Annotated in this window: 23 protein-coding genes; 9 read left to right on the forward strand and 14 right to left on the reverse strand. The window is 60.7% G+C overall.

From position 1 onward, the window contains the following. Window positions 1–123 precede the first annotated feature (123 nt). Complete coding sequence (locus ADN01_RS15865; protein WP_062417858.1) at window positions 124–1,128, reverse strand: ABC transporter substrate-binding protein; 1,005 nt, start codon at window positions 1,126–1,128, stop codon at window positions 124–126. 327 nt (window positions 1,129–1,455) lie between these two features. Between ADN01_RS15865 and ADN01_RS15870 the strand changes: the two genes are divergently transcribed. From ADN01_RS15870 to ADN01_RS15880, 3 genes are read left to right on the forward strand one after another with little or no spacing between them, the layout of a single operon-like run. After that, a complete protein-coding gene (locus ADN01_RS15870) occupies window positions 1,456–2,373 on the forward strand; it encodes a hypothetical protein (RefSeq protein ID WP_062417859.1) in 918 nt (305 codons plus the stop codon). 5 nt (window positions 2,374–2,378) lie between these two features. Continuing rightward, a complete protein-coding gene (locus ADN01_RS15875) occupies window positions 2,379–3,161 on the forward strand; it encodes a nucleotidyltransferase family protein (protein WP_075071278.1) in 783 nt (260 codons plus the stop codon). Window positions 3,162–3,163: 2 nt separating this feature from the next. Further along, on the forward strand, window positions 3,164–3,703 hold the full coding sequence (locus ADN01_RS15880; protein WP_062417861.1) for a phosphatase PAP2 family protein: 540 nt from the start codon (window positions 3,164–3,166) through the stop codon (window positions 3,701–3,703). Window positions 3,704–3,783: 80 nt separating this feature from the next. Here the strand turns inward: ADN01_RS15880 and ADN01_RS15885 are convergent, their stop codons facing one another. Then, window positions 3,784–4,995 (reverse strand): D-alanine--D-alanine ligase family protein, encoded by a 1,212-nt coding sequence (locus ADN01_RS15885; protein WP_062417862.1) that lies wholly within the window; start codon window positions 4,993–4,995, stop codon window positions 3,784–3,786. Window positions 4,996–5,253: 258 nt separating this feature from the next. On the opposite strand from ADN01_RS15885, the gene ADN01_RS15890 reads away from it, so the two are divergent. From ADN01_RS15890 to ADN01_RS15900, 3 genes are all read left to right on the forward strand, one after another. Next, complete coding sequence (locus tag ADN01_RS15890) at window positions 5,254–5,889, forward strand: FHA domain-containing protein (RefSeq protein ID WP_062417863.1); 636 nt, start codon at window positions 5,254–5,256, stop codon at window positions 5,887–5,889. A gap of 150 nt (window positions 5,890–6,039) precedes the next feature. Further along, window positions 6,040–7,302, forward strand: coding sequence for an AI-2E family transporter (locus ADN01_RS15895; RefSeq protein WP_062417864.1), 1,263 nt, complete (start codon window positions 6,040–6,042; stop codon window positions 7,300–7,302). An 81-nt stretch (window positions 7,303–7,383) separates the two neighbouring features. After that, window positions 7,384–7,572 (forward strand): hypothetical protein, encoded by a 189-nt coding sequence (locus ADN01_RS15900; protein WP_062417865.1) that lies wholly within the window; start codon window positions 7,384–7,386, stop codon window positions 7,570–7,572. A gap of 79 nt (window positions 7,573–7,651) precedes the next feature. Here the strand turns inward: ADN01_RS15900 and ADN01_RS15905 are convergent, their stop codons facing one another. The 7 genes from ADN01_RS15905 to ADN01_RS15935 form a co-directional block, all read right to left on the reverse strand. Further along, a complete protein-coding gene (locus tag ADN01_RS15905; protein WP_062417866.1) occupies window positions 7,652–7,987 on the reverse strand; it encodes a hypothetical protein in 336 nt (111 codons plus the stop codon). A 41-nt stretch (window positions 7,988–8,028) separates the two neighbouring features. After that, complete coding sequence (locus ADN01_RS15910) at window positions 8,029–8,808, reverse strand: hypothetical protein (protein WP_062417867.1); 780 nt, start codon at window positions 8,806–8,808, stop codon at window positions 8,029–8,031. A gap of 7 nt (window positions 8,809–8,815) precedes the next feature. Then, window positions 8,816–9,241 carry a hypothetical protein gene (locus ADN01_RS15915; RefSeq protein WP_062417868.1) on the reverse strand — a complete coding sequence of 142 codons (426 nt, stop codon included), beginning with the start codon at window positions 9,239–9,241 and terminating at the stop codon, window positions 8,816–8,818. Between the two features lie 313 nt (window positions 9,242–9,554). Then, complete coding sequence (locus ADN01_RS15920; protein WP_062417869.1) at window positions 9,555–11,480, reverse strand: bacterial transcriptional activator domain-containing protein; 1,926 nt, start codon at window positions 11,478–11,480, stop codon at window positions 9,555–9,557. A 143-nt stretch (window positions 11,481–11,623) separates the two neighbouring features. Next, window positions 11,624–13,783, reverse strand: a complete 2,160-nt coding sequence (gene fdhF / locus ADN01_RS15925) for a formate dehydrogenase subunit alpha (RefSeq protein ID WP_075071279.1) — start codon at window positions 13,781–13,783, stop codon at window positions 11,624–11,626. A gap of 20 nt (window positions 13,784–13,803) precedes the next feature. After that, window positions 13,804–14,520: a 2Fe-2S iron-sulfur cluster-binding protein gene (locus tag ADN01_RS19405; protein WP_062417871.1), complete on the reverse strand. Its 717-nt coding sequence runs from the start codon at window positions 14,518–14,520 to the stop codon at window positions 13,804–13,806. 12 nt (window positions 14,521–14,532) lie between these two features. Continuing rightward, entirely contained in the window at window positions 14,533–16,275 is a 1,743-nt protein-coding gene (locus tag ADN01_RS15935) for an NAD(P)H-dependent oxidoreductase subunit E (RefSeq protein WP_062417872.1), read from the reverse strand. A gap of 202 nt (window positions 16,276–16,477) precedes the next feature. On the opposite strand from ADN01_RS15935, the gene mobA reads away from it, so the two are divergent. Continuing rightward, window positions 16,478–17,161, forward strand: a complete 684-nt coding sequence (mobA, locus tag ADN01_RS15940; protein ID WP_062417873.1) for a molybdenum cofactor guanylyltransferase — start codon at window positions 16,478–16,480, stop codon at window positions 17,159–17,161. Here the strand turns inward: mobA and fdhD are convergent. Then, a complete protein-coding gene (gene fdhD / locus ADN01_RS15945; RefSeq protein WP_062417874.1) occupies window positions 17,080–17,904 on the reverse strand; it encodes a formate dehydrogenase accessory sulfurtransferase FdhD in 825 nt (274 codons plus the stop codon). The two genes, mobA and fdhD, sit on opposite strands and share 82 nt — an antisense overlap. Window positions 17,905–18,043: 139 nt before the next feature. On the opposite strand from fdhD, the gene ADN01_RS15950 reads away from it, so the two are divergent. Together ADN01_RS15950 and ADN01_RS15955 are read left to right on the forward strand one after the other, a co-directional pair. Further along, entirely contained in the window at window positions 18,044–19,036 is a 993-nt protein-coding gene (locus tag ADN01_RS15950; protein ID WP_062417875.1) for an NBR1-Ig-like domain-containing protein, read from the forward strand. 43 nt (window positions 19,037–19,079) lie between these two features. Further along, window positions 19,080–20,141 carry a bifunctional phosphoglucose/phosphomannose isomerase gene (locus ADN01_RS15955; RefSeq protein WP_062417876.1) on the forward strand — a complete coding sequence of 354 codons (1,062 nt, stop codon included), beginning with the start codon at window positions 19,080–19,082 and terminating at the stop codon, window positions 20,139–20,141. Window positions 20,142–20,208: 67 nt separating this feature from the next. On the opposite strand, the gene ADN01_RS15960 is transcribed toward ADN01_RS15955, so the two are convergent. From ADN01_RS15960 to ADN01_RS15975, 4 genes are all read right to left on the reverse strand, one after another. Continuing rightward, a complete protein-coding gene (locus ADN01_RS15960; RefSeq protein WP_062417877.1) occupies window positions 20,209–21,042 on the reverse strand; it encodes a tetratricopeptide repeat protein in 834 nt (277 codons plus the stop codon). Between the two features lie 3 nt (window positions 21,043–21,045). Beyond that, window positions 21,046–21,471, reverse strand: a complete 426-nt coding sequence (locus tag ADN01_RS15965; protein WP_062417878.1) for a hypothetical protein — start codon at window positions 21,469–21,471, stop codon at window positions 21,046–21,048. A gap of 281 nt (window positions 21,472–21,752) precedes the next feature. After that, complete coding sequence (locus ADN01_RS15970) at window positions 21,753–22,817, reverse strand: L,D-transpeptidase (protein WP_062417879.1); 1,065 nt, start codon at window positions 22,815–22,817, stop codon at window positions 21,753–21,755. Beyond that, window positions 22,817–23,290, reverse strand: a 474-nt coding sequence (locus tag ADN01_RS15975; RefSeq protein WP_075071280.1) for a L,D-transpeptidase, incomplete at its 5' end; no start/stop codon positions are given. The genes ADN01_RS15975 and ADN01_RS15970, both read right to left, overlap by 1 nt.

Raw genomic sequence — 23,290 nt, forward strand, 5'->3', positions numbered from 1 at the left:
ACCAGTTATGATAAAGGAGGTCGGTCGGCATTGGTTTACTCCGTTTCTAAAATGCTTCCGGAAAACCTATTTTAGTGGAGATCTGGTGCCGATCAACTATTCTTTTGTTAAAGTGTCAGGTGGCTAGAATTTAATCTTGACGCCAATTTCAGCCAGCTGGGCCTGAACGGCCTGGGCGATTTTGGTCGGCTGGGGGAAGTAGGGGCGAGTGCGCTCGGCGTAGGACAGCACGATTTCCTGATTGAAATCGAAGCCGGCTTCTTCCAAGAGGGCTTTGGCCTTCTCAGGATCATACGCAGGGGCGGCGTAGCCTTCGGTGTAACCAGGTTTCACACCCGGGGGAATGAACTGGGTGGCCGCGGAAGCGCCCTTGGGGTAGAAATCGCGCACGATGGCTTCTTTGTCAATCGCCATGGCGAAAGCCTGGCGGACTTTGACATCGGTGAAGGGGGCAATATCGCGATTCAAGCCCAGGTACAAGAAGTTGTTGAACTTGCGCGGGTAGAGCGCCAGGTTGGCATCGGCTTCCACGGTGGGGAAGTCATCGGTGCCGACGTTGTCCATACCGCTGATGTTGCCGGACTGGAGGTCGAGCAGGCGGGCAGCCGCTTCTTTGTTCCAGCGCAGGATGAACTCTTTGTTGGCGGGCGCCGGACCCCAGTAGTTGGGGTTGGGCACGAAGGTGATGTGATCGCCGCGGACCCATTCTTTGACCACGTAGGGGCCGGTGCCGACGGGGGCGTCGTTCAATTTGGCAGCGTCACCACCGATGGAATCGAGGTAGTCCTTGTCCAGGATCGAGAAGGCCGGAACCGCGACCTTGGCCAGGAAGGCCGGATCGGGGGCGCACAGGGTGAACTTGACGGTCATTTCATCCAGGGCTTCGATGGACTTGAGGTTGCCGCCATAATTGCAGTCGGGGGCTTCTTTCTTCATGGGCTCAAAGGCAGCCGCGGGTTCAGCGGGGGCCGCAGGTTCAGCGGGAGCCGCAGGTTCAGCGGGGGCAGCCGGTTCGGCAGGGGCCGCCGGTTCGGCGGGGGCCGGCGTGGCAGCGGGGGTGCAGGCAGCCAGGGCCATGCTGAGCAGGATCAAAACAGCTAGCATGGAATAGAGTTTGCGGTGTTTCACTTTTCTCCTCCTTAGGTACATTCCGAACGATTGCCTGGGGAATTGCCAGGCTCAAAGGGTACTACTCAGGTAGATCTGTGAAGTTAATTGGGGAAATTTCACCTCCTGCTGGAACGAGGTTGAAGAGGGCTGGCGCTTGTTCGGAGGTTTTGCAGTGCTGCCTACACTCAACAATGGCTAAGTGCGGCGTGGAGGGATGAACCGCCGCCAGCAGCTTAGATCATTATACGATTTTTATCTCACTTGTCAATTAATTTCTTGTGATTTCTAAAAATTGGTCAGAAGGCGGTAAAATGGTACCATCTCAGTGGTTGGGAGCCGAAAACGATGAAGCGAGCAGTCAGTATCAGCATTGGATCCTCGAAGCGCAACAAATCTGTGGTGGTGGACCTTCTGGGAGAAAAAGTGCAGTTGGAACGGATTGGCACGGACGGCGATATGGAAGCCGCCGCCCAGCTTTACCGGCAATTGGATGGGCAGGTGGATGCCTTTGGCGTGGGTGGGGCGGTCTTGGGCTTATTGGTGGAGGGGGAATGGCACCCGCTGCGCTCGGTGGCACCCATGGTGCGCTTTGTGCAAAAAACGCCTGTGGTGGATGGAACGGGTCTAAAAGAGACGCTGGAACGCCAGGCGGCGAATGTGGTGGATGCTCAGCTTAAGCCCGCTGGGGAGCAGAGACGCGCTTTCCTCATCAGCGGGGTAGACCGCTACGGCCTGACCTGCGGTTTTTTGGACGGTGGGTACGATTCGGTGATCGGTGATTTGATGTTCGTGCTGGGTGCGCCCATTCCGCTGCACAGCAAGCGCAGTCTGCAGCGGGTGCTGCGGCTGCTGCTGCCGGTGGTGGGGCGGCTGCCTTTTTCGTGGCTGTATCCCACGGGGGAAAAGCAGGAAGAGCGCCATCCGCGCTTTGAGAACTATTTCCAGTGGGCTCACGTGGTGGCGGGGGACTGCCACTACATCACCCATAACATGCCGGAGCGCATGGACGGCAAGGTGATTGTGACCAACACCACCACGCCGGAAGACCGCGCGATCTTTCGGGCGGCGGGGGTTCGGCACATGGTTACCACCACGCCCTCGTATGATGGGCGCACCTTTGGCACCAATTTATTGGAAGCGGGCATATTGGCGGCCGTTGGCTGGAAAAAGCCGGTGGATTACGGGCACATGGATGGGTATTTAGACTTGATGAAATCGCTGGTGGCTGATTTAGACCTTCAGCCGCAGCTTCAGGAGCTGTAAGGCGCATGGATGCGATTCTCTTAGCGGGTGGAACTTGCCGGACGGATGACCCTTTGTTCCCTTTGACGGTGGACGGGCATAAGTCCCTGATCTCCTTGGGCGGCAAACCGGTGGCGCAGTGGACGCTGGACGCCATGAACGCGTCGGACTGCGTGGAACGGGTGGTGATTGTGGGGCTGCCGGAGGGGGCGGCGGTGGACTGCCCAAAGTGCGCGGCGCGCCTGGCGGATCACGGCGGGGTGCTGGAAAACATGGTGGCGGGGGCCAAGGCATTGATGCAGTGGCGTTCACCGCAGGAAAACTGCATTTCCGTTTCAGCGGACATTCCAGGGATCCGACCAGAGATCATCGAATGGCTGGCAGAGCGCATGGGCGAGAGTGAGGAGGATTTATACTACACCGTGGTGCAGCGCCCTGTGATGGAGGCGCGTTACCCCGGCTCGCGGCGCACCTATCTGCGCTTAAAAGGGGCTGAGGTGTGCGGGGGAGATCTGAACGGCTTCCGGCTGGGGCTGGCGCTGGATGACCAGCCGATGGCGGCGCGCCTGATTGCCACGCGCAAGAACCCGCTGAAACAGGCGGCTTTGATTGGGCTGGACACGCTGGCGCTGGTGCTTTTGGGGCGCTTGGACCTGGAGGGGGCTGTGCGGCGCGTGGCGCAGCGCATGGGTATGCGCGGTCGGGCCATTGTCAGCCCGTATGCGGAGCTGGCGATGGATATTGACAAATATGGGCAGTATGAACTGATGCGCCAGGATTTACTGCGGCTGGAAACCGGGGAGATTTAGCCATGCTCAGAACGCTGATGGGGTGGGATGCGAAGCTGACGGACCAAATGCGGCTGCGCCCGGGGGTGCGCGGCTGGAAGGCGATGTCATTTCTGGCTCATTCGGGCGATTCCTGGTTTTGGCTGGCGGGTTTGGGGCTGGTGTGGCTGTTGGGTACGCCAGAATGGCGCCGCCTGGCGGCGATTTTGGCGGTGAGCCTGGTGTTTGAGGCCGTGCTGGTGCTCTCTATTAAATTGATGATCCGGCGGCGGCGCCCCGAAGGCGAATGGGGTGGAATTTACCGCTCAACTGACCCGCACTCTTTCCCCTCCGGCCACGCGGCGCGGGCGGCGCTTTTGGCGGTGATGTCTTTGGCGCTGGGGCCGGCCTGGTTTGGCTGGCTGGTGGTGCTGTGGTCGCCGGTGGTGGCCGCGGCGCGCGTGCTGATGGGGGTGCATTACGTTTCGGATGTGGTGGTGGGCTACCTGTTGGGGCTGCTGGTGGGCTGGGGGATGGTGCAGTTAGCCCCGTGGATGGTGGCGGCGGTTCCTTTCCTCTTCTGATCTGCGGCTGGAAAAAGTGAGCGCCTCAGGGTGAATGACCCTGGGGCGCTTTGTTATCTAAACTGGCAGACTGGCGCGGTTTAGAGCTTGGGCGCGGCCTGTTTTTGGCTGATGGGCAGGGTGACGGCGGCGCGGGGTTCACCGCGAGCCGGCAGCAGCCCAAAGCGTGAGGCCCCCAGGTAGAGGATCTCTAAAATGAGATCGTTGTACGAGATGCCTTCGGCGTTGGCGATGACGCAGATATCCGAGAAGCCGGGGGTCAGGCCGGGGAGGCTGTTGATCTCCAGCAGGCGCGGGTGCCCGGCGGCGTCCATGCGGAAGTCAATGCGCGAAACATCCAGCGCGCCGACGGCCTGGTGGGCGCGAATGGCCAGTTCACATAACTCAGAGGCCAGCTCGGCGGGGATGGGCGCGGGGCAGAGGAAGCCAGGCACGCCGGGGTCTTCGTTGGTGAGTGTTTTGGTGAAATGCCCGTACACGCCGGGGGTGGCCGAGCGGGTGTTGTCAATCTCCAGCACAGGGAAGCGGTGGAAGCCGTCTTCGGCATAGAGGTGCGGCAGGCGGCTGTACAGCTGGGCCTGGCGGCGGCCTAAGACGGCCACGGTGAATTCGCGCCCGGGCAGATATTCTTCCACCAGGGCGGGTTGGGCGTATTCTTTGATGACCCAGGCCACGCGGCGGCGCAGCTGAGCTTCGTCGTAGACGATAGATTCGGAGCCCATGCCCATGCCGGTGCCTTCGCGTGCGGGCTTGACGAACATGGGGAAGGTCATGTGCTCATCCAGCGGGTCATCGGCCTGGCTGAATTCCTGGAACAGAGCAGTGGGTAAACCCGCGACCGACCAGATGTGCTTGGTCATGGTTTTATCCAGGGCTAAGGCGTTGGCCAGCACGCGCGAGGCGGTGTAGGGGATGTGCAGCATTTCCAGCAAAGCCGGAACCTGGGCTTCGCGGGCGTCACCCCCCGCGCCTTCGGCGATGTTGAAGCAGATATCGGGGCAGGTTTCGCTGAGTTTAAACGGTAAACTGGCGTCTGCTTGTAAAAAGATGGTGGAATGGCCGTCGGATTCGATGGCCGCTTGAATGGCCTGAATGGTTTCTTTACGGTCAAATTCCGCGCCGGCATCCTGGGGTGAATGAATCGGCAGTGAGGTTTCCCCCTTTACGTTGGCAATCACCGCGACGCGCCAGGGACGAGCCGGACGCGGGCTGGGATCGGGAGGTTTTTCGCCTTCGGTGACTTCCTGGTCATCCGGCGAAGGGGAGGTGGAGTTCAGCAAAAAGTCGGACATGGGTTCTCCTTTGGCTTTACAAGCCCGTAGATCTGCAACGGAAAGTTGCATAGCGTCGAATTATAAGAGCTAGACGAAAAAATACAAGAGTTAAAAAGTTGCATTTTGTAATCAATTCGCAGGCTGGAAAGGGGAAATTAGCGCAAACGGGGGGCTTTTGGATTTGCAATATTGGTATATACTAAAGAGGAAATCAGAAACCAGCCAATTCTGCCGGCGGTGTGAAGATTGGGCGGCAGACTGCAAGGAGGAGACTTCATGAGCGCGTTTTACCAAATTGTCATTCGGTCTGGCCCGAACGCAGGGACGGCGTACCCGCTGGAAAAGGCGGAGCTGTTTATCGGGCGGGATTTGAATAATGAAATTGTCATCAACGATCCTGAAATGTCGCGCCGCCATGCGCGCCTGTACCTTCAGGGGGCCAACTACGTGCTGGAAGATTTGGGCTCCACCAACGGCACGGCGGTGAACGGCCAGCGTTTGATGGGACCGTATTTGCTGCGGCCCGGGGAAATGGTGACCTTTGGTGAGCATGTGGCCCTGCTGTTCGAGACGGTGCAAAGCGACCAGGCAGCCACGGTGGCCGCACCCGTGCGGGGGAGCGCGCCTTACGCAGCCCCGCAGCCGCCCGCCGCGCCGCCCGCCTATGCTCCGCCGCCGCCAGCCTATGCCCCGGCCCCTCCGCCGCGCCAGGCCGCGCCTGCCTATTCTGGACAGGTTCCTTTGCCGCCGGAAGAGGATGAGCCCAAGAAGAAATTCCCAGTGTGGCTGATCATTTTGATCGCCCTGCTGGTGGTGGTGTGTTTGTGTGTGGTGGCGGTGGTGGCCATTGACGCTTTGAATTTGTGGTGCAGCCTGTTTGGCTGGGCTTTTGGGCCGGGCGCCTGCCCATAGACCCGGCGGTATGAAAGATAGACCCCTGCGCGCAGCTTGCGTTTCTGCGTCGGGGGTTTTTTTACGCCGTTATGAGACTTTTTGGGCGGTTTCCTCGTATAATTAAAGCAGAGCAAGTCAACGATTAACGGACAGGGCAGGCAGATCAACATGGAAGAGATGGAAGCAGAGCAGCAGTCAGCCGAAGAGGGGAAGCGAACGCGTAAAGAGGGCAGTTCGCCGCGGTGGAGCAACACGACCAAGCTAATCGTGGGCCTGACGCTGGTGGCCATGCTGGCGGGGCTGCTGATTGGTTATAAGAGCATTGTGGGGCCGCTGCTTTTGGCGTTCATGATCGCTTATTTGCTTCAGCCCCTGGCCGACGGGCTGCGCCAGAGACTGCACTGCTCGTGGCGGGTGGCCGTGAACTTGCTCTATCTGGTGGTATTGGTGCTGCTCTTGGGTCTGCTGACCTGGGGCGGGATTGCCCTGGTGGAACAGGCTTCCAGTCTGGTGACTTTTTTGCAAAAAGGCATTGCGGACTTGCCGCGGCTGCTGAATGATTTTGCTGCCCAACCTCTGCAATTTGGGCCGTTTGTGATTCCGGTGGAGACGGAAAACCTGGCAAATCTGGCGAATCAGGCCCTGGGGGTGGTGCAGCCGGTGCTCTCGCGCCTGGGTGGGGTGATCACCAGTCTGGCGTCGGGGGCAGCCACGACCATGGGCTGGCTGTTCTTTATGCTGCTGGTGTCGTACTTTATGCTGGCCGAGAGCGGCGGGCTGCGTGAGGAATTGTTCAGCATTCAAATCCCCGGTTATGAATATGACCTCAAGCGCATGGGGGCGGAGTTATCGCGGATTTGGAATGCTTTCCTGCGCGGCCAGATGATCATCATGCTCATCACTGTGGTGGTGTACTCGGTTTTGTTGGGCGGACTGGGCGTGCGCTATTTTTACGGCCTGGCGCTGCTGGCAGGGCTGGCGCGCTTCGTGCCGTATGTGGGCCCGGCGGTGGCCTGGACGGCGTATGGATTGGTGGCTTTTTTCCAGGGATGGACCCTGTTTGGGATCAGCCCGATCGCTTATGCCCTGGTGGTGGTGGGCGTAGCCTGGGTGACGGATGTGATTATGGATAACATGGTCGTGCCGCGCCTGCTGGCCGACACGCTGCGGGTGCACCCGGCGGCGGTGATGGTGGCAGCTTTGGTGGGGGCGCGGTTGTTGGGCATTGTGGGCGTGGTTTTGGCGGCGCCGGTGGTGGCCACGGGTAAACTGTTGGTAGAATATGCGCTGCGCAAGCTGGCGGATCGGGACCCGTGGGAGGGGATTGTGACCCCGCCGCCCCCGCCGCGCTTATCCAACGTGATTCGCGGTTTGCGCGAGCAGTGGACCAACCGGGCGCGTGCCCTGCGCGACCGGCTGCAGAAACGCTGAGGGTTAGCGTCTTTGCAAGCGGCGCAAGGTGTGAGATAATCAATTTATTGACAAGCTGAAGGATAAGAAAGAAGGAAAAATATGAGCAACCCGATTGAACCCAAGACCGAGACGTTGGCTGAGACCGACAATTTTTTGGCGTGGAAGGCCGAAGAGCCGGACGGCGAGACCACTTTCCACATGGAACTGAACAATGTGACGCTGCACTTCTTCGATGATGAATGGGAAGAATTTTTGCAGCTGGCGCGCACCCTGATCGAACGGCACTAGCCGCACAGCGGGTGATTCAACCAAAAAAACAGGTTCGCTGAATGGCGAGCCTGTTTTTTGATATCGGAAGCGATGAGCTTTAGGGTCGGATGACGATGGAGAAGAGCAGCACGGCGGCGATGACGGCGCCAATGAAGAGGATGGCGGGGGCAGGGTTGTTTTGTTCCACCATCTCGTTGCGGATGGCTTGCAGGGATTCAAACCCGAGGAAACGCAGCACAGCCCACACGATGAGGGTGGTGAGCAGGGTGATGATGGGCACCCAAAAGGCGATCATGCTGAGGATGATGGGCAGCCGCTGCAAAAAGGCCGCCCAGGAGGCCGGGGCCAGGAAGTAAGAAGCCAGTTGTCCCAGGATCACAAAAGCGGCCAGCGCAGCCACAATCACCCAAATTTCACGCGAATTCTTATTCATGAGCCTTCTCCTTGAATGAACAGAATGATGGAGCCCTGCGGTCAGGCAGGTTGGATATCGTTTTCGTCAATTTGAACGCCGAGCCAGACCGTATCTGGCCCACCGCCGCCTTCGTAATCCTCCAGCACCAGGGCGCGTTGGCTGTCGCCGGAACAATGGATGAAGCGCCCGACGGCGTGGGGGGTGAGGGTGTTGAAACCTTCGCCCTGCAGGTCGGCGATGGAAAACTTGCCGATGTCGTCAATGTGCCAGACCGCGGGGGGGTATTCAAAGTGGATGTCGGCCGTCTGGTTGGACTGGGCAAACTTTTTGGCGTGGGGGGCAAAATCCCGCTGAATCTCCACATCGGAAGTGGGGATGGATTCATCCAGCAGGTAGAAGCGGTTCTGCCAGTTGAGGAGAAAGCGGTTCGTCTCTAACCAGAAGCCGATGAACTGCTGACCGGTGGGCACCCAGGGGGCCTGCGGCCCGCGCGAGGTTTGCCACAGCTCCGCAAAGGTGACGGAGCCGAGAACATGCAGGGTCAGCTCGCCCTGCTGCAGGCCGCGGATGCGGATGCGGCTGCCAATTTTGATCCAATTGAGTTTTTGGGGAGCATTCATGGCACCGCGCGGTTCGGTAGGAAGGGTGGATTTGGCCGGCTGCACGGGAGGCAGCGGAGCCGAAGGCTTGAGGGGGTTGTTGGGAACGGGTTTGAAATTGGGGTTGCGGGCAGGCATGGGCGGGGCACTGCGGGTTGCAGACCCGCGGGAAGAGAGCAATTCCACAATACCGACCAGGAAGAAGAGACAGCCAAGCGCGAAGAAGCATCCGTAGAGCATAAGAACCTCACCATGAACCGCTGTCAGAACCGCCGGAATCCCACCCCCCGGAATCCCAACCGCCAGAATCCCAACTGCCCGAATCGCTCGAATCCCAGCCGCCGGAATCCCAGCTGCCCGAATCAGAGCCGCCCCAATCCCAACTGCCGGAGTCGGAGCCGGAATCTGAACTGTCCCATTCCCAACTGCCGGAGTCGGAGTTAGACTCCCAACCGCCGGTGTCGCCGTCATCCCAATTCCAAAAACTGTCGGAATCTTCTTCTGCCGAAGAATCTGGCAGCGGATTGGAATAGGTGGGTTCGGAGCCGCTGTTCCAGGCCGGACTGGAGGAACCGCCTCCCAGGCCGAGCAGCGAGGTGCAGCCGCCGCAGAGCGAGATGAGGATAAAGATTGAACCCAGAATGAACCAGGGAGCCGCGCGACGCAGGCGCATGAACAAACCCTCCTTTGGCAAGGTTGGGGCCGCCCGATGGAAAAATCGGGCAGGTTGATTCAGATTATATAGCACACCTGGGGGAGAGTCAATTAACGGGGGATATTAAGGCCAAACCCCCGTTTTTCCTGCGGAAACGGGGGTTTGTGGACTTTGACGCTTCCCCTCGGTCGCGTCAAAAGGAGGGGGGCAAAGCAAGAGGGGTGAGGTAAAGGTACGGAACAATGACACTCTGTTTATACAACAAGCGGCTGACATTTTACTGACAAATTGAGCAAATTTGAGATTTTTTTTACGGGAATTTTGGCAGAATCTAGCGCTGGCGGATTTGATCGGCCAGATCGCGCAGTTCGGGGGAGGGGCGCGTATTCAGATCGTTGAGCAGGTTTTCTTCCAGCTGGCGGTAGAGCTGCAAGGCGCGCGGGGCGTTGTTCAGGCGCATGTGGGCTCGCATGCCGATCCACACCGCCATTTCGTTCCAGGGGTCCTTTTGAATGATGAGCCGGGCACACTGCAGGGCGCGGTATTCCTGATGGTTGTTCAGGTAGGCCGAAGCCAGGGTTTGCATGCCGCTGAGGTACAGATCTTCCAGGTTCTGCCGCCGCAGGGCGCTCCAATCGTTGTAACGGTCCATGGGGAAGAGTTCGCCCATGTACAGCGACAGGGCTTTTTCCAGAGGTTCAATGGCCCCCCGCTGGACGGCCACAGGCAGGGATTGTTCAAATTCCTGAAAGTCCATATGCGAGCCAGGAGGCAGCAGCAGGTAGACGCGGTCGCCTTCCACCTTGAGGTAGCGGGAGGGGAATTTATCGGGCAGGTCTGGCTCTAAGAGATGGCGCAGGGTGGAGGTGGCCTGGTGGAAAAGGTCGGTGAGGGCGGCAGCGTCGCTTTCGGCCCACAACTCGTCCAGGAGGATATCGCGGCTGGCGGAGTACTGCTCTTGCAGGAGCAGGAAGCGGAACAATTCACCGGCTTTACGGCGCTTCCAAACCTGGTCGGGGATGGGGCTGCGGCCCTGCCAGACGGTGAACTGGCCCAGGCCGTGGATACGCAGGGGCGGGGGGTCCACCAGCACCAGTTTATGGAGCAGCTTTTCGGCGGCGGGGCGGCCGGGGCCGCGCAGGTGGCTGGCCAGGAGGGGAAAGGTGGTGCGGCGTTCGCGCTCGATGAGGAAGGCGTAGCCGCCCTGTAGGATGCGCTCGGCGGCCTCATTCCAGGCGTTCAGGGCGTTGGGGCTGGCTTGCTGCTGTTCCCAGGCGGCCAGCAGGAAGGCGGCGCGGGCGGCATCAAAGCTGTTTTCGACTTGGTCGAGGATGGCGAGGGCTTCACGCAGATCCTGGGGGGGCGAGGTGAGGTCGCCGCATTCCCAGGCTGCCTGGGCGCGCTCGATGAGGGCCGTGCCCAGCAGGCTTTTGTAAGCCACGCGGCGCGCGTAGTTGACGGCGTCTTCAGCCCAGGAGAGGCCCACCGGCGCTTCACCGGAGAGGCGGTAAAAGCGGCTGTATTCCATGCGCATCCAGATGTTGAGGTCGGGCGAGCCGGTGGTGGTGGCGATGCGCATGCCCAGGCGCAGGTATTCGGCTCCCTTGTCCAATTCACCGTCGTCCAGCGATTGGCGCGCCCACAGGAAGTAATAGCCGCCTGCCACGCGCGTGCCCGGTTTGATCAGGGGCAGCAGCTCATCCAGCGCCTGACGGGTGCGGCTGCGGTCTCCATACAATTGGTAAATATAGGCCTGCACCCAGGGCAGGCCCCAATGGTCGGTTTGGTCTGTGGTGCGCAGGCTGGCGGCTTCTTCAATGGTGATGAGGGCCAGCTTGAACTGTCCGCGGTGCATGAAAACACAGGTGGTCAGGTCGTGCAGGGCGCGGCCGACTTCAGAGGGCAGGTCGGCCTGCCGGAAGATGTCGGCAGCATGGTAAAAAAGTTCTTCGGCTTCGTGCAGACGGTCGGTTTCACTGGCGCACACCCCCAGGGTGAGGGTGGCGTCGCCCTGCACGTGCAAAGGGCAGTTGGGGGCGCTGATGGCGGCGGAAGCATGTTCTTCGGCCTGGGCATATTGACCGGTAAGAACCAACACCCGCGCCAGGCGGGCCTGGGCGTGGACCCACTCCAATGATCCGACCTGATCGCGCACGCAGTTCAGGGCTTCCTGGGCGGCCTGAAGCGCATCCAGGGTTTTGCCTTCTTCTTCTAGCTGACGGGATTGGTTTAGAAAAGTCTGAATTTGCGGCAGCATACGGACTCACTGGGTGGTGAGGAGAGGTAATTTGTTTATACCCCAGACGGGGGTGAGGCGCAAGACCTGGGAATCCGCAGCAAAACCGCCCAGCGTGCAAGCTCTACCTGCCGCTGGGCGGTTGGCTGCAAAAGGGGTGGGGATTAGTAGCGGCCTCGGCTTTGGAAGGCTTGTGGATCGGGCAGTTCACTTTCCTCCACCGGCGTGATGCGCACGGCGCTGACCTTATACTCTGGGATTTTGGCCTGCGGGTCCACGACATCATTGGTGAGCAGGTTGGCAGCGGCTGGGCCGTAGAAAAAGGGGATGAAAACCACGCCGCGCACGGCTTTGGAGGTGACGCGGGCGCGCAGGACGATGGTGCCGCGGCGCGAAGTGACGCGCACCGGCCCGTTGGGGGCAACTCCCAGGCGGGCGGCGTCCTCCGGGTTGATCTCGATCAAAGCTTCGGGCCACAGGTCGTTTAGGCCGGAATTCCGCGTGAGGGTTCCGCCGTGCCAGTGTTCCAACACGCGGCCGGTGGTGAGGATGAAGGGGTAGTCGTCATCGGGCATTTCGGCGGAGGGCACGTATTCCAGGGGGTGGAATTTGCCGCGCCCGCGGGGGAAACTTTCGGCGAAGAGGAAGGGCGTGCCGGGGTGTTCATCATCCAGCACGGGGACCTGCAGGCCGAGGTTTTCAATGCGGTGATATCTGACCCCGGCGTACTCGGGAACCAGGCTGCCCATCTCTTCCAGCACTTGCGCGGGGTGGGTGTAATCCCAGCGGGCGGTGGGGCGGCCCAGGCGCTTTTCAATGCGCTGGGCCAGATCGCAGACGATCTGCCAATCGGCGCGGGCTTGACCGCGGGGCGAAATGGCCTGGCGGACGCGCTGCACACGCCGGTCGGTGTTGGTGAAAGTGCCCTCTTTTTCGGCCCAACTGGCGGCGGGCAGGAAAACATCGGCAAAGGCGCCGGACTCGTTGATGAACAAATCCTGGGCGACGACAAATTCCAACTGCTCCATCTGGTGGCGGGTGTGGTTGAGGTTGGGTTCCGACATCATAGGGTTTTCGCCCATGATGTACAGGGCGCGCACGCCGTTGGGCTGAACATTGCCGAGAATTTCAGTAGTGGTGAGGCCCAGCTTGCGGTTGAGGCCGCCCGGTTCGATATTCCAGGCGCGCTCGAACTTTTGGGCGGCATCTTCGTTGGCCACAGACTGGTAGCCCGGATAGTGCCAGGGCATGGCGCCGGAATCGGAGGCGCCCTGAACGTTATTTTGCCCGCGCAGGGGGTTCAGCCCGTTGCCGCGGCGGCCGATGTGGCCGGTGAGCAGGGCCAAATTGATCAGGCTGAGGGCGTTGGCCGTGCCGTGTGAGTGTTCGGGGATGCCCAGAGACCAGTAAATGGCGGCGTTGTGGGCGCCGGCATACAGGCGGGCAGCTTCGATGATCTTATCGCGGCTGACGCCGGTGATGGATTCGGCGTATTCGGGGGTGAATTTTTCCATCGAGGCGGCAAATTCGGCGAAGTTCTCAGTGCGGGCGTCAATAAATTCCTGGTTGTAGCGGTTTTCCTTGAGGATGACATGCGCCATGGCTGAGAAAAGGGGCACATCGGTGCCGGGTTTCTGCGCCAGCCACAGCACGGCGTAATCCACCATCTCGATGCGGCGGGGGTCAGCCACAATCAATTTGGCGCCGTGTTTTTGGATGGCGGCCTTCATTTGCAGGGCGATGATGGGGTGGTTTTCGGTGGTGTTGGAGCCGGTGAGGATGAACACATCGTTGTCTACCACTTCATCGGCGGTGTTGCTCATGGCCGAGGAACCCACCGCCATTTGCAGGGCCACCACGCTGGCCGCGTGGCACAGGCGGGTGCAGTGATCAATGTGGTTGGTGCGGAAGAGGGCGCGGTACATCTTTTGCAGGAGGTAATTATCTTCGTTGGTGGCCTTGGCGCAGCAGTAGGCGGCCATGGCGCGCGCGCCGTCGCGCTGGTAAATTTCTACCAGGCGGTCGGCTGTGTATTCCAGAGCCTCATCCCAGGAGACCTCGCGCCATTCTGCACGGTCAAAAGCCTGGGTGCGGCTGCCGGGCTGCTGGGGGGACTTGCGGATGAGGGGGGTGGTGACGCGGCGGGGGTGATACACAAAGTCGTAGCCAAAGCGGCCTTTGACGCACAAATTGCCTTTGTTGACGGGGGCGTCGAAGGGGGTGGTGACTTTGTAAATGGTATCGCCCTGGATGTGCAGCTGCAAATTGCAGCCGACGCCGCAGTAGGGGCAGGTGGTGGAGACGATTCGGTCGGGTTTCAGCATAGCAGGTTCTCCTGGGCGGGTTATTCGGCGGAGAGGGGAGCGCGTTTTCGGCGGCGGCGCTCGGTGCGGGTCATGTCCATAATTTCATCGGTGCTGTAGCCCTGCTCCATCAGCCACTGGCGTTTGGGTTTGAGCGCATTGGTGGGGCAGACGCCCACACACTGCCCGCAGAAGACGCAGCTGGTATCGGGCAGGGGCTTTTCAAAGAAGGTGCCGATTTGGGTCTCAAAGCCGCGGCCGGTGAAGTTGATGGCGAAGGTGTATTGGGCATCTTCGGCGCAGACCTGCACACAGCGCCAGCACAAGACGCATTTGGCGTAGTCGCGCACGTACATGGGGTTGTCATCCACCACGGGCGGCTGGCGTTTTTCGGCATCGGGGAAGCGCTGGGGGTCGGCGTTCAGCTCCTGGGAAAAGGCCTGAATTTCGGGCGCTTCGGAAAGGTCCACTGAGGCTTCCAGCATTTCCAGAACGGTGCGGCGGGCGCGCAGCACCCGCTCGGAATGGGTCTGCACCTGCATGTTGGGGGCGGCTTTGGCCACGCAGGAAGCCACCAGGGTGCGGGAGCCTTCCACCTCCACCACGCACAGGCGGCAGAGGCCGTTGGCGGTGCAGTAATCGTGGTAGCAGATGGTGGGGATGGAGATGCCGGCCTGCTCGGCAGCTTTGAGCAGGGTGGTTCCGGCGGGCACGGTGACCGGTTGGCCGTTGATCGTAAGGGAAATCGATTCGGACATGGCAGCAGCTCCCTATACCTGCGCCTGAGGGGCGGATTGGGCGGCGGGGACGAACAGTTCGGGCCAGTGGCGCATGGCGCTGAGCACGGCGGAGGCGGCGGTTTGACCCAGGCCGCACAAAGAGGCGTCGGTCATGGTCCAGCCGACGTCCTGTAAGCGGGCGACATCTTCGGGCAGGGGGCTGCCCGCCGCCACGCGCTGGAGAATTTCGTACTGGCGCTGGGTTCCCAACTGGCAGGGGTAGCATTTGCCGCAGGATTCATCGGCGAAGAAGTGCCCCAGGCGCAGCAGCACATCGCGCAGGTCGCGGTGCTGGTTGAAAACGGTGATGACGCCGGAGCCCAAGGGCAGGCCGGCGGCGCGCAGATCTTCAAAAGTGAGGCGCACGCCGAGGTGCTGCGGGGTGGCAAAGGCCCCGGCTGCGCCGCCGAACAGGGCGGCTTTCAGCTCGCCGCCGCGCACGCCGCCCGCCAGATCGTTGAGCAGGTGATCAAAAGTGACCCCGAAGGGCACTTCGTACAGCCCCGGGCGCACCACATCCCCCGATAGGCAGAAGAGCTTGGGGCCGGGGGATTTTTCGGTGCCCATCTGGCGGTATTGGGCCGCGCCGTGGGCGAGGATGTAGGGCAGGTTGGCCAGAGTCTCGACGTTATTGATGACGGTGGGGCGCCCAAACAAGCCGTGGGTGGTGGGGAAGGGGGGTTTGATGCGCGGGAAGCCGCGCTTGCCCTCGATGGATTCAAACAGGGCGGTTTCTTCGCCACAGATATAGGCCCCTGCGCCGCGCCGGATTTCCATATCAAAGTGAAATGGCGAACCGAGGACGGAACCGCCCAGGATCCCGGCCTGGCGGGCTTCTTCGACCGCATGGGTGACGATTTCCATTTGGGCGGTGTATTCGCCGCGGATATACCAGTACCCGTAGGAGGCGCCGACGGCATAGGCGCAGATGAGCAAGCCTTCCAGGATGCGGTGGGGGTCATTTTCCATGAGCACGCGGTCTTTAAACGTGCCGGGTTCGGCTTCGTCCGCGTTGCAGACCACGTATTTGGGATCGCCGGAGGCATTGGCGGCGCCTTCCCATTTGAGGCCGGTGGGGAAAGCCGCGCCGCCGCGCCCCACCAGACCCGATGCCTTGACCTCGGCGATGATCTCGGCGGGGGAGCTTTGCAGCGCGCGGCGCAGACCGGAGTAGCCGCCGGATTGAGTGTACTCTTCCAAAGTGGTGGGGCGGTTTTTCCCGCAGTTGGCGGTGAGGATGGCGATATCGCCGCCCACCAGGGTGCGGGGACGGGGCAGCCGTCCGCGCACGAGGTCTTCATACGAGCGGCGGTCAGCCTGTGCCACCTGTGCGCCCTGCACCATCAGGGCGGGGGCATGTTCGCACAGGCCCAGGCAAGGGGCGCGCTCGACGGTGACGGAGGTCCCAGAGGGGGCGTCGAGATTGAGTTCAACGCGGCTGGTGAGGTTCTTGAACAGCGCGTCGGCCCCGGCCATGCCGCAGGCGGGGTCGTTGCACACATGCAGCACGGTCTGGGCCACTTTTTGAGGGTAAAACATGGCGTAGAATTCGATGACGCCGTGCACATCGGCGAGGGGTACGTGTAAGGCGCGGGCAACGGCCTCCGCTACCGGCTCTGGCAGATACCCATAGAGGTCTTGAGCGGCGTGTAAGGCAGGGAGAAGGGCGGTACGGCCTTGAGGGCCGTAGGTTTGAAGAACAGGCTCCAGAAGGGTCAGGTCAATCTCGTTCATACACGCTCCGTGGCAGGTCTAGAAAGGGGGCAACCCGTGGACGAGGTGTGACAGCCATTTTCCCTGGTGAGGCAGGCAAAATGGAGTATTCATATAATAAAAGTGTACCATAAAGCCGAAATGAAAGCGATGAATCGGGTAGAATAGAGGGACTCAGGCGGTGCCGTGTGCGCCGCACGATGTAAGATTCGAGGGTGCCAGCATGAACGAATGGTTGCGAACCAGTGCGGTGATTCAGGCGGGGGGGGAATCGCGGCGGATGGGGCAGAATAAGGCTTTGATGGAATTTTGCGGCCAGCCGCTGATTGCGCGGGTGGCGGCGCGTATTCGTCCGGCAGTGGACGAGATGTTGGTGACCACGCAGGAGCCGGAACTCTATGCGTTTTTGGGGCTGCCCATGTTCGCAGATATTTTTCCTGGCAAGGGCGCGTTAGGGGGGCTGTATACGGCGCTGGCGGCGGCGCGGGGGGAGCGGGTGATGGTGGTGGGCTGCGACATGCCCTTTGTCAGCCGCTCTATGCTGCTGCGCATGTTGGCGGTGATGGACGGTGAGGGGGTGGATGTGGTTATCCCGGAGACAGAGAATGGTCTGGAACCGCTGCACGCGGTGTACCGGCGCGAGACCTGCCTTCCGGCGGTGGAGCGGGCGCTGGCGCGCGAACAGCGGCGCATGATTGCCTGGTTTCCAGAGGTGCGCGTGCGCGTGTTTGGGCGGCAGGAGGTGGCCGCGGAGGACCCCCAGGGTTGGGCGTTCTTAAATGTAAACACCCCTGAGGAATTCGCTCAGGCCCAAGCGCAGGCGTTTCAGTTGGACGGCTGTTCGGAGGATACGGAATCGGCCAGCGAGAAACAGGGCAAGCCGCACAAGCGTTCGGGATGCGTGTAGACGTTGAAGCGGTTGCCGCGCACATAGCCGATGAGGGTCAGGCCCATGTCCTCTGCCATCTCGATGGATAGGGTGGTGGGGGAGGTGCGCGAAGCCACTGCCAAGGCACCCAAACGGGCGGATTTGCGCAGCATTTCGGAACTGATGCGGCCGGTGGTGAGCACCAGGGTGGGGGTGAAAGTCTCTTTTTGCAGAAGATACTGACCGGTCAGCTTATCCACGGTGTTGTGGCGGCCGATGTCTTCCGACAGGAGGCGCAGGCTTTGCCCATCGGACAGGGCCGAGCAGTGCACCCCGCGCGATTCGCGGTACAGCGACTGCGAAACGGCCAGTTGTTCCATGCCAGCCAGAACGGCCTGGGGGGTCAGGATGGGGCCTTCTTCGCTTCGGCGCGCGGCGCCTGGATTTTGGGGGTTGGGGCTGCTGACCCCGCCGGTGCAGCCAGAGGTGCGCTGCCAATGAGCAGGCTTTTTGACGGGGATGGAAGTCCACACGTCGATGTTGGTGCCGTTTTCACACACACGCACATCGGCAATATCGCCGCTGGATTGGATGAACCCTTCGTTGTATAAGAATCCCACTGCCAGGGCTTCGAGCTGGAGGGGGGTGCACATGAAGGTGATCCAGACTTCGGCGTTGACCGTCAGCGAGACGGGGACTTCGGCGATGATAGAATTTTCTTGTGCATCCCAGGCGCCATCCAGGAATCTCCAAAAGGCGGCATGACGAGCGTTTTCAGACATGAGGATCTCCAACCACGTTATCAATAGGAATAATCCCCCTCATTATATCTGAAAAAGCATCAACGGCAAGACCCGCATAGAAGCCTGGGCAAAGGGAAAGTAGGCGAATTTCAGCCGTGATTCAAGGTACAATTTGGGCATGAAACGAATTGGTGCGGCCTTTTGGATCGTGAGCTTGTTCCTGTCGGGCTGCGGTATGCTGCCGCAGGCGGTAGAGCAGATGGAAAGCCAATTGGGTGAGGCGGCCCTGACCGCGGAATTTGGCGCGCCGCCCCCGCCAGAACAGGAAGCACTGCCTACGCAAGCCCCCGCTCCCACGCAAGCGGCGGCAAGTGAACCTATGGAAGCGGCGGCGGCCGAAAGCCCCTGCCACAGGGCCGCGGCGGGACGGCCGATTGATGTGACCATCCCCGACGGAACGGTACTGCGTGAAGGCGAAGGATTCACGAAAACCTGGCGGCTGATGAACCAGGGAAGCTGCGTTTGGGACGAAACCTATGGGCTGGTGTGGTTTTCAGGGGAGACCTTTGGCGCGCCGGAGCGCATCCCCTTGCGGGGCGAGGTGGCGGCGGGTGAGAGCGTGGATATTTCGGTGGAGATGACCGCGCCCAACGGCCCGGCGGTGTACCAGGGCAACTGGATTTTACAGGCCCCTGACGGCAGCTTTTTTGGGATTGGCCCCAACGGAAAATCTCCATTTTGGGTGCGGGTAGAAGTGGTCAAAAACGAGGCCTCCGTGTTGAGTATTACCCCCACTGCGGCTGCGCAGGTGAATATCCTCGCGGCGGGTGAGGCGACCCTGTACCTGGAGGATGATCTCGACCTGGATCAGGGCCAGATCAACGCCGAAGCCGGGGATGAGCTGCGCTTTATGCTGGCAGAAGCGGGAGCGGCTCAGTTGGAGCTGGGGCGCAACACGCGCATGGCGGTCTTTGGGGCGCGCGAGCCGCAGATGGTAGACTGCCAGTCCATCCCTTTGGGAGATGAGCCCATTTTGCTGGAAAGTTTGCGGGACGGGGTGTACGTGTGTTACGCCACCAACCGCGGGTTATACGGCTTTTTACAATTGAGCCGGATCGATCTGGAAGAATATATCCTCAATGTCGAATATGTGACCTGGATAGGTCCATGAATCATGATACAGGCATACAGCCTGAGAAACGGAGAACTGCTGAATGGATTTGGACCAGTTAGATCGCATGCGGGCGCTGGACACGGAAGGGATGTATGCCTACATTGACCATTTGCCCGAACAACTGCGGGAGGCCTGGGAACTGGGAATGAGGCTGCCTCTGGAAAAGATGGCGGGGGTTCGCCAGGTGGTCATCGCTGGGATGGGCGGGTCAGCCATTGGCGGCGATTTGGTGATGGCTTACGGAGCCGCGGATCTGTGCGTGCCAGTGGCGCTGCACCGCAACTACGGGCTGCCGGGCTGGGCGCACGGCCCAGAAACCCTGGTGATTTGTTCGTCTCATTCCGGCCAGACCGAAGAGACGTTGGAGGCGTTTGAGGCGGCGCGCGCGGCAGGCTGCCGCATTTTGACCCTGAGCACGGGCGGGGCTTTGCAGGCGCGGGCGGCTGAAGCGGGCCTGCCTTGCTGGACGTTTGAACACAAGGGGCAGCCCCGCTCGGCGGTCGGTTTTTCCTTTGGGCTGCTGCTGGCGGCGTTTGTCCGTTTGGGGCTGCTGACTGACCCCAGCGCCGAGCTGCTGGCTGCGGTGAACGATATGCAAGCGCAGCGCGAGAGACTGCGCATGGAATCCCCCACGCACCAAAACCCTGCCAAGCGTATGGCCGGTCAGTTGGTGGGGCGCATTCCGGTGATTCTGGGTGCAGATGCGTTGGCCCCCGTGGCGCGGCGCTGGAAAGGCCAGGCGAGTGAACTGGCCAAAGCCTGGGGTCAGTTCGAGGAGCTGCCCGAGGCGGATCACAACACGCTGGCGGGGCTGCTGAACCCCGAAGACGCCCTCAGCCGGTTGGTGGTGCTGTTTTTGCAGGGTGAAAGCGTGCATCCGCGCAACCAGAAGCGATTGCTTTTGACGCGCCAGATGATGACGGCGGAGGGGCTGTTCACCGACAGTTACCAGGCCCTGGGGGCGGGCAAGCTGGCGCAGCAGTGGACGGCGCTGCAATTTGGCGATTACACCATGTATTACCTGGCGGCGGCTTACGGCATGGACCCCACGCCGGTGGAGGCGCTGGTGCATTTAAAAGCGGCCATGAAAGCCGGCCGCTGAAAACGGATGAAATCACAACCGCCGCCCTGGATGGACCGGACGGCGGTTTTTGGTTTAAACCTGGGGGTTAGAACAAAATGGAAGCCAGTTCCGCGCGGTAATGGCGGGCCTGATCACTTTCGTAGCCGAGGATTTCCAGAATTCCCACCACCAGCTGACGGGCGCGGTCTTCTTTGTAATGGCGGTCCTGGCGCAGGATGTCGAGCAGGCCGTCGAGGGCGGGGTACAGCTTTCCCAGGCTGAGGAGATGGACGCAGTTTTGGAAGGCGGCTTCCAGGTCGCTGAGCGGGGTCAGCTCTTTGGCGGCTTTTTGAACTTCTTTCACCAGAGGCCAAAGGTGTTCGGCCTGGCGAAATTCGCGGCTGAGGGGGAAGTGCTGCAGCACAGATTCGGCGCGGGCGGTTTTGCCCTGGGCCAGGAGGGCTTTGGCCAGTCCCAGCAGGGCAGCGGGCTGGTCGGGGAGGGTTTCCAGATATTGCTGATAGGCTTTTTCAGCAGCTTCCCACTTTTCATAGTAGAGCAGGCTGGCAGCTTTTTCCAGGAGCAAATTGGCGGGACTGGGCGGGGTGATTTTGCTCAGGAATTCGCGCAGACGGGCTTCGGGCAGCAGGCCGGAAAATTCGGAGACGACCTGTCCGCCGGAGAAGGCTTTGACGGTGGGCAAGGTGCGCACGCCGTACAGGGCGGTGAGGTTGGGGTTGGCATCGGCATCCAGGCGGGCCAGACGAAAGGCCCCCCCGGCTTCGACGGCGAGCTGTTCGAGCATGGGGGAGAGGGTTTTGCAGGGGCGGCACCAGTCTGCCCAAAAATCCACGATGACCGGGACGTTTTGGGAGTAGGTGACGACGTCATATTCAAAATTCAGCTCGTTGACATCCACGATAAAGTCAGGCGTTGGCATAGTTCACTCGTTGCCCTCATCGCTGGGGGGCGCAGCGGGTTGGTCTACGCGGACGACTTCGCCGTGCAGGTTGATGACGATGCGAAAGCCGAGCATGCCCAAGTAGGCGCGGCCTTCTTCGGGGATGCCCTGCTCAAGGAGCTTGTCAAATTGCTGATCCAGGGTGTCTAACTGGTTGAGCAGCATGGCGCGGGAGAAAATGTCATCCTGACCCAGCATTTTGGCGGTTTGGTCGGCGATGGCTTCTTTGTTTTCTTCTACCTGGCTGGTGAGCAGTTCCAGTACCTGGCGGTCCACCTGTTCGGAGGGGATGTGGCGGCGAAAACCGGCGTCGTTGACCACATAGCACGGCTCTGTGCCGACATAGGTGACTTCGACGGGCTGGTCGTACTCATCCACAATGAGGCCAGCAAACATGGGTCGCGTCATGGTTCTCTCCTTGGGGTTATTATACTGCGAGCCGTGGTGGGTTTTCAAAAGAATTGTATTAACTTTTCGTTGGAATGGTGGCTCACGATGGAATCCAATTAACATGTCACAGTGAGACCGGTGGGTTTCCGGTCGAAGCGGCCTCTATCCTGAGGGAAGAGATCGCCACGCCGCCAAAAAACGGCGGCTCGCGATGACATGGTGGGCCGCGAAAGCACCGGCCTCGCGATGACATGCGAGGGCGAGGGATATCAGGTGTGTTTGCGGTGACAGGTGGGGGGCTAATCCATCACATCTACGGCGGTGCCGTCTTCGGCAGCCCAGGTTTGCTCGCCTTTGGGCACTTCGGGCATCGTCCAGCGGTAGATCCAATGGGAGGCGCGGGAAGAGACGTTGATGCAGCCGTGGCTGCGCGGTTTGCCAAAGTCGTTGTGCCAGAAGGTGCCGTGAATGGCGACGCCGGATTTGGTCAAATAGGAGACCCAGGGCACGCCGGGCAGATCGTAACTGTTGGGGGCGGCAGCGTCCCCGGCGGCCATGTGGCGAGAGGGGCGCTTGCGGTTGGTGATGTAGCGGCCCTTGCGGGTGGTGAAATCGCCGTCGCGAAAGCGCGCGCCGGTGGCCGTGCGCGACATGAACACCGCCTGGCTGCCCTCATAGGCGATGAGCACCTGTTCGTCCAGGTGAATCTCGATGCGCTTTTCTTCAGCGGGCACATGGGGCGAGAGCGGCGAAAGCTGCTCGGCGGAGAGTGGCCGCAGGTGGCGGGCGTCTACATAGTAGGTGTAGCCCCATTTGTCATCCGGCACGTGATACCAGACCTGATCGCGGCTGTCCACGCTGACGCCGGTGACCCAATGGGTGGTGGAGTAATAAAAACGGTAGGCGATGGAGGTGGGGCGGCGGTAATGCCACACGGCGTCAGTGTAGGGCACGCAGATCTCGCCCAGGAAGCCTTTCTCGGGAATTTTGCGCAGGGGGGACATGGGGCTGATTTCGACGGGCTGCACGCTGCCGGAATGTACCCAGCCTTCATTATTGATTTGGTACCAGATGCGGTTGTAGGCCGGCTCCTGGTCGCCGATGGTGATGGCGGTGATGGGCACGATACGGTCGAAGTGAAAGACCTTGATGAAGGTGCTGGAAAAGGACGGGCTGGAATACAACGAGGCTTGATTGTTGAGGATGCGTCCCTGACGCTCCTGGGTGGGGTCCAAAAAGGCGGTTTGGGGGATGGGGGCTTCCAGCAGGGGCAGCGCAAAGAAGCCGGCCAGGGATTGTGCGGCCAGGCGGATGAATTCCCGACGGGAATAGCGTTTCAGGTCTGAAGGGTAGAGCGTATCCATCAGTAATGAACGTTCACGGTTGTTCCCACAGCGGCCCAATCGAAGAGCCAGCCGGCGTCATCCGTTTGCAGGTTCACGCAGCCGTGGCTCATGGGCACACCAAAATTGTTATGCCAATAGGTGCCGTGCAGGCCGTAGCCTTCGTAGAAATACATGACGTAGGGCACATTGGGCAGGTAATAACCCGGGCCAGACATATCCGCAGAGGCGTATTTGACATACACAGCGAACTGGCCGGTGACGGTGGGATGCTCCCAGGTGCCGGTGGAGACGATAAAGGTGTTGACGGCTGCATCGCCTTCGTAGGCGGTCAGAGATTGGGTGGTGAGGTTGACATCAATCCAGCGGCCCTCAAAGCTGAGCGGCGGCGGCTCGTAGACTGGTTCTTCCTCGTAGATGACCTCGGTGGGCGGCACTTGAGTGGGGGTGCGGGTGGGTTTGCGCGTGGGGGTGCGGGTGGGTTTGGGGGTGCG

This window comes from Levilinea saccharolytica (genome assembly GCF_001306035.1).
Classification (GTDB): Bacteria; Chloroflexota; Anaerolineae; order Anaerolineales; family Anaerolineaceae; genus Levilinea; species Levilinea saccharolytica.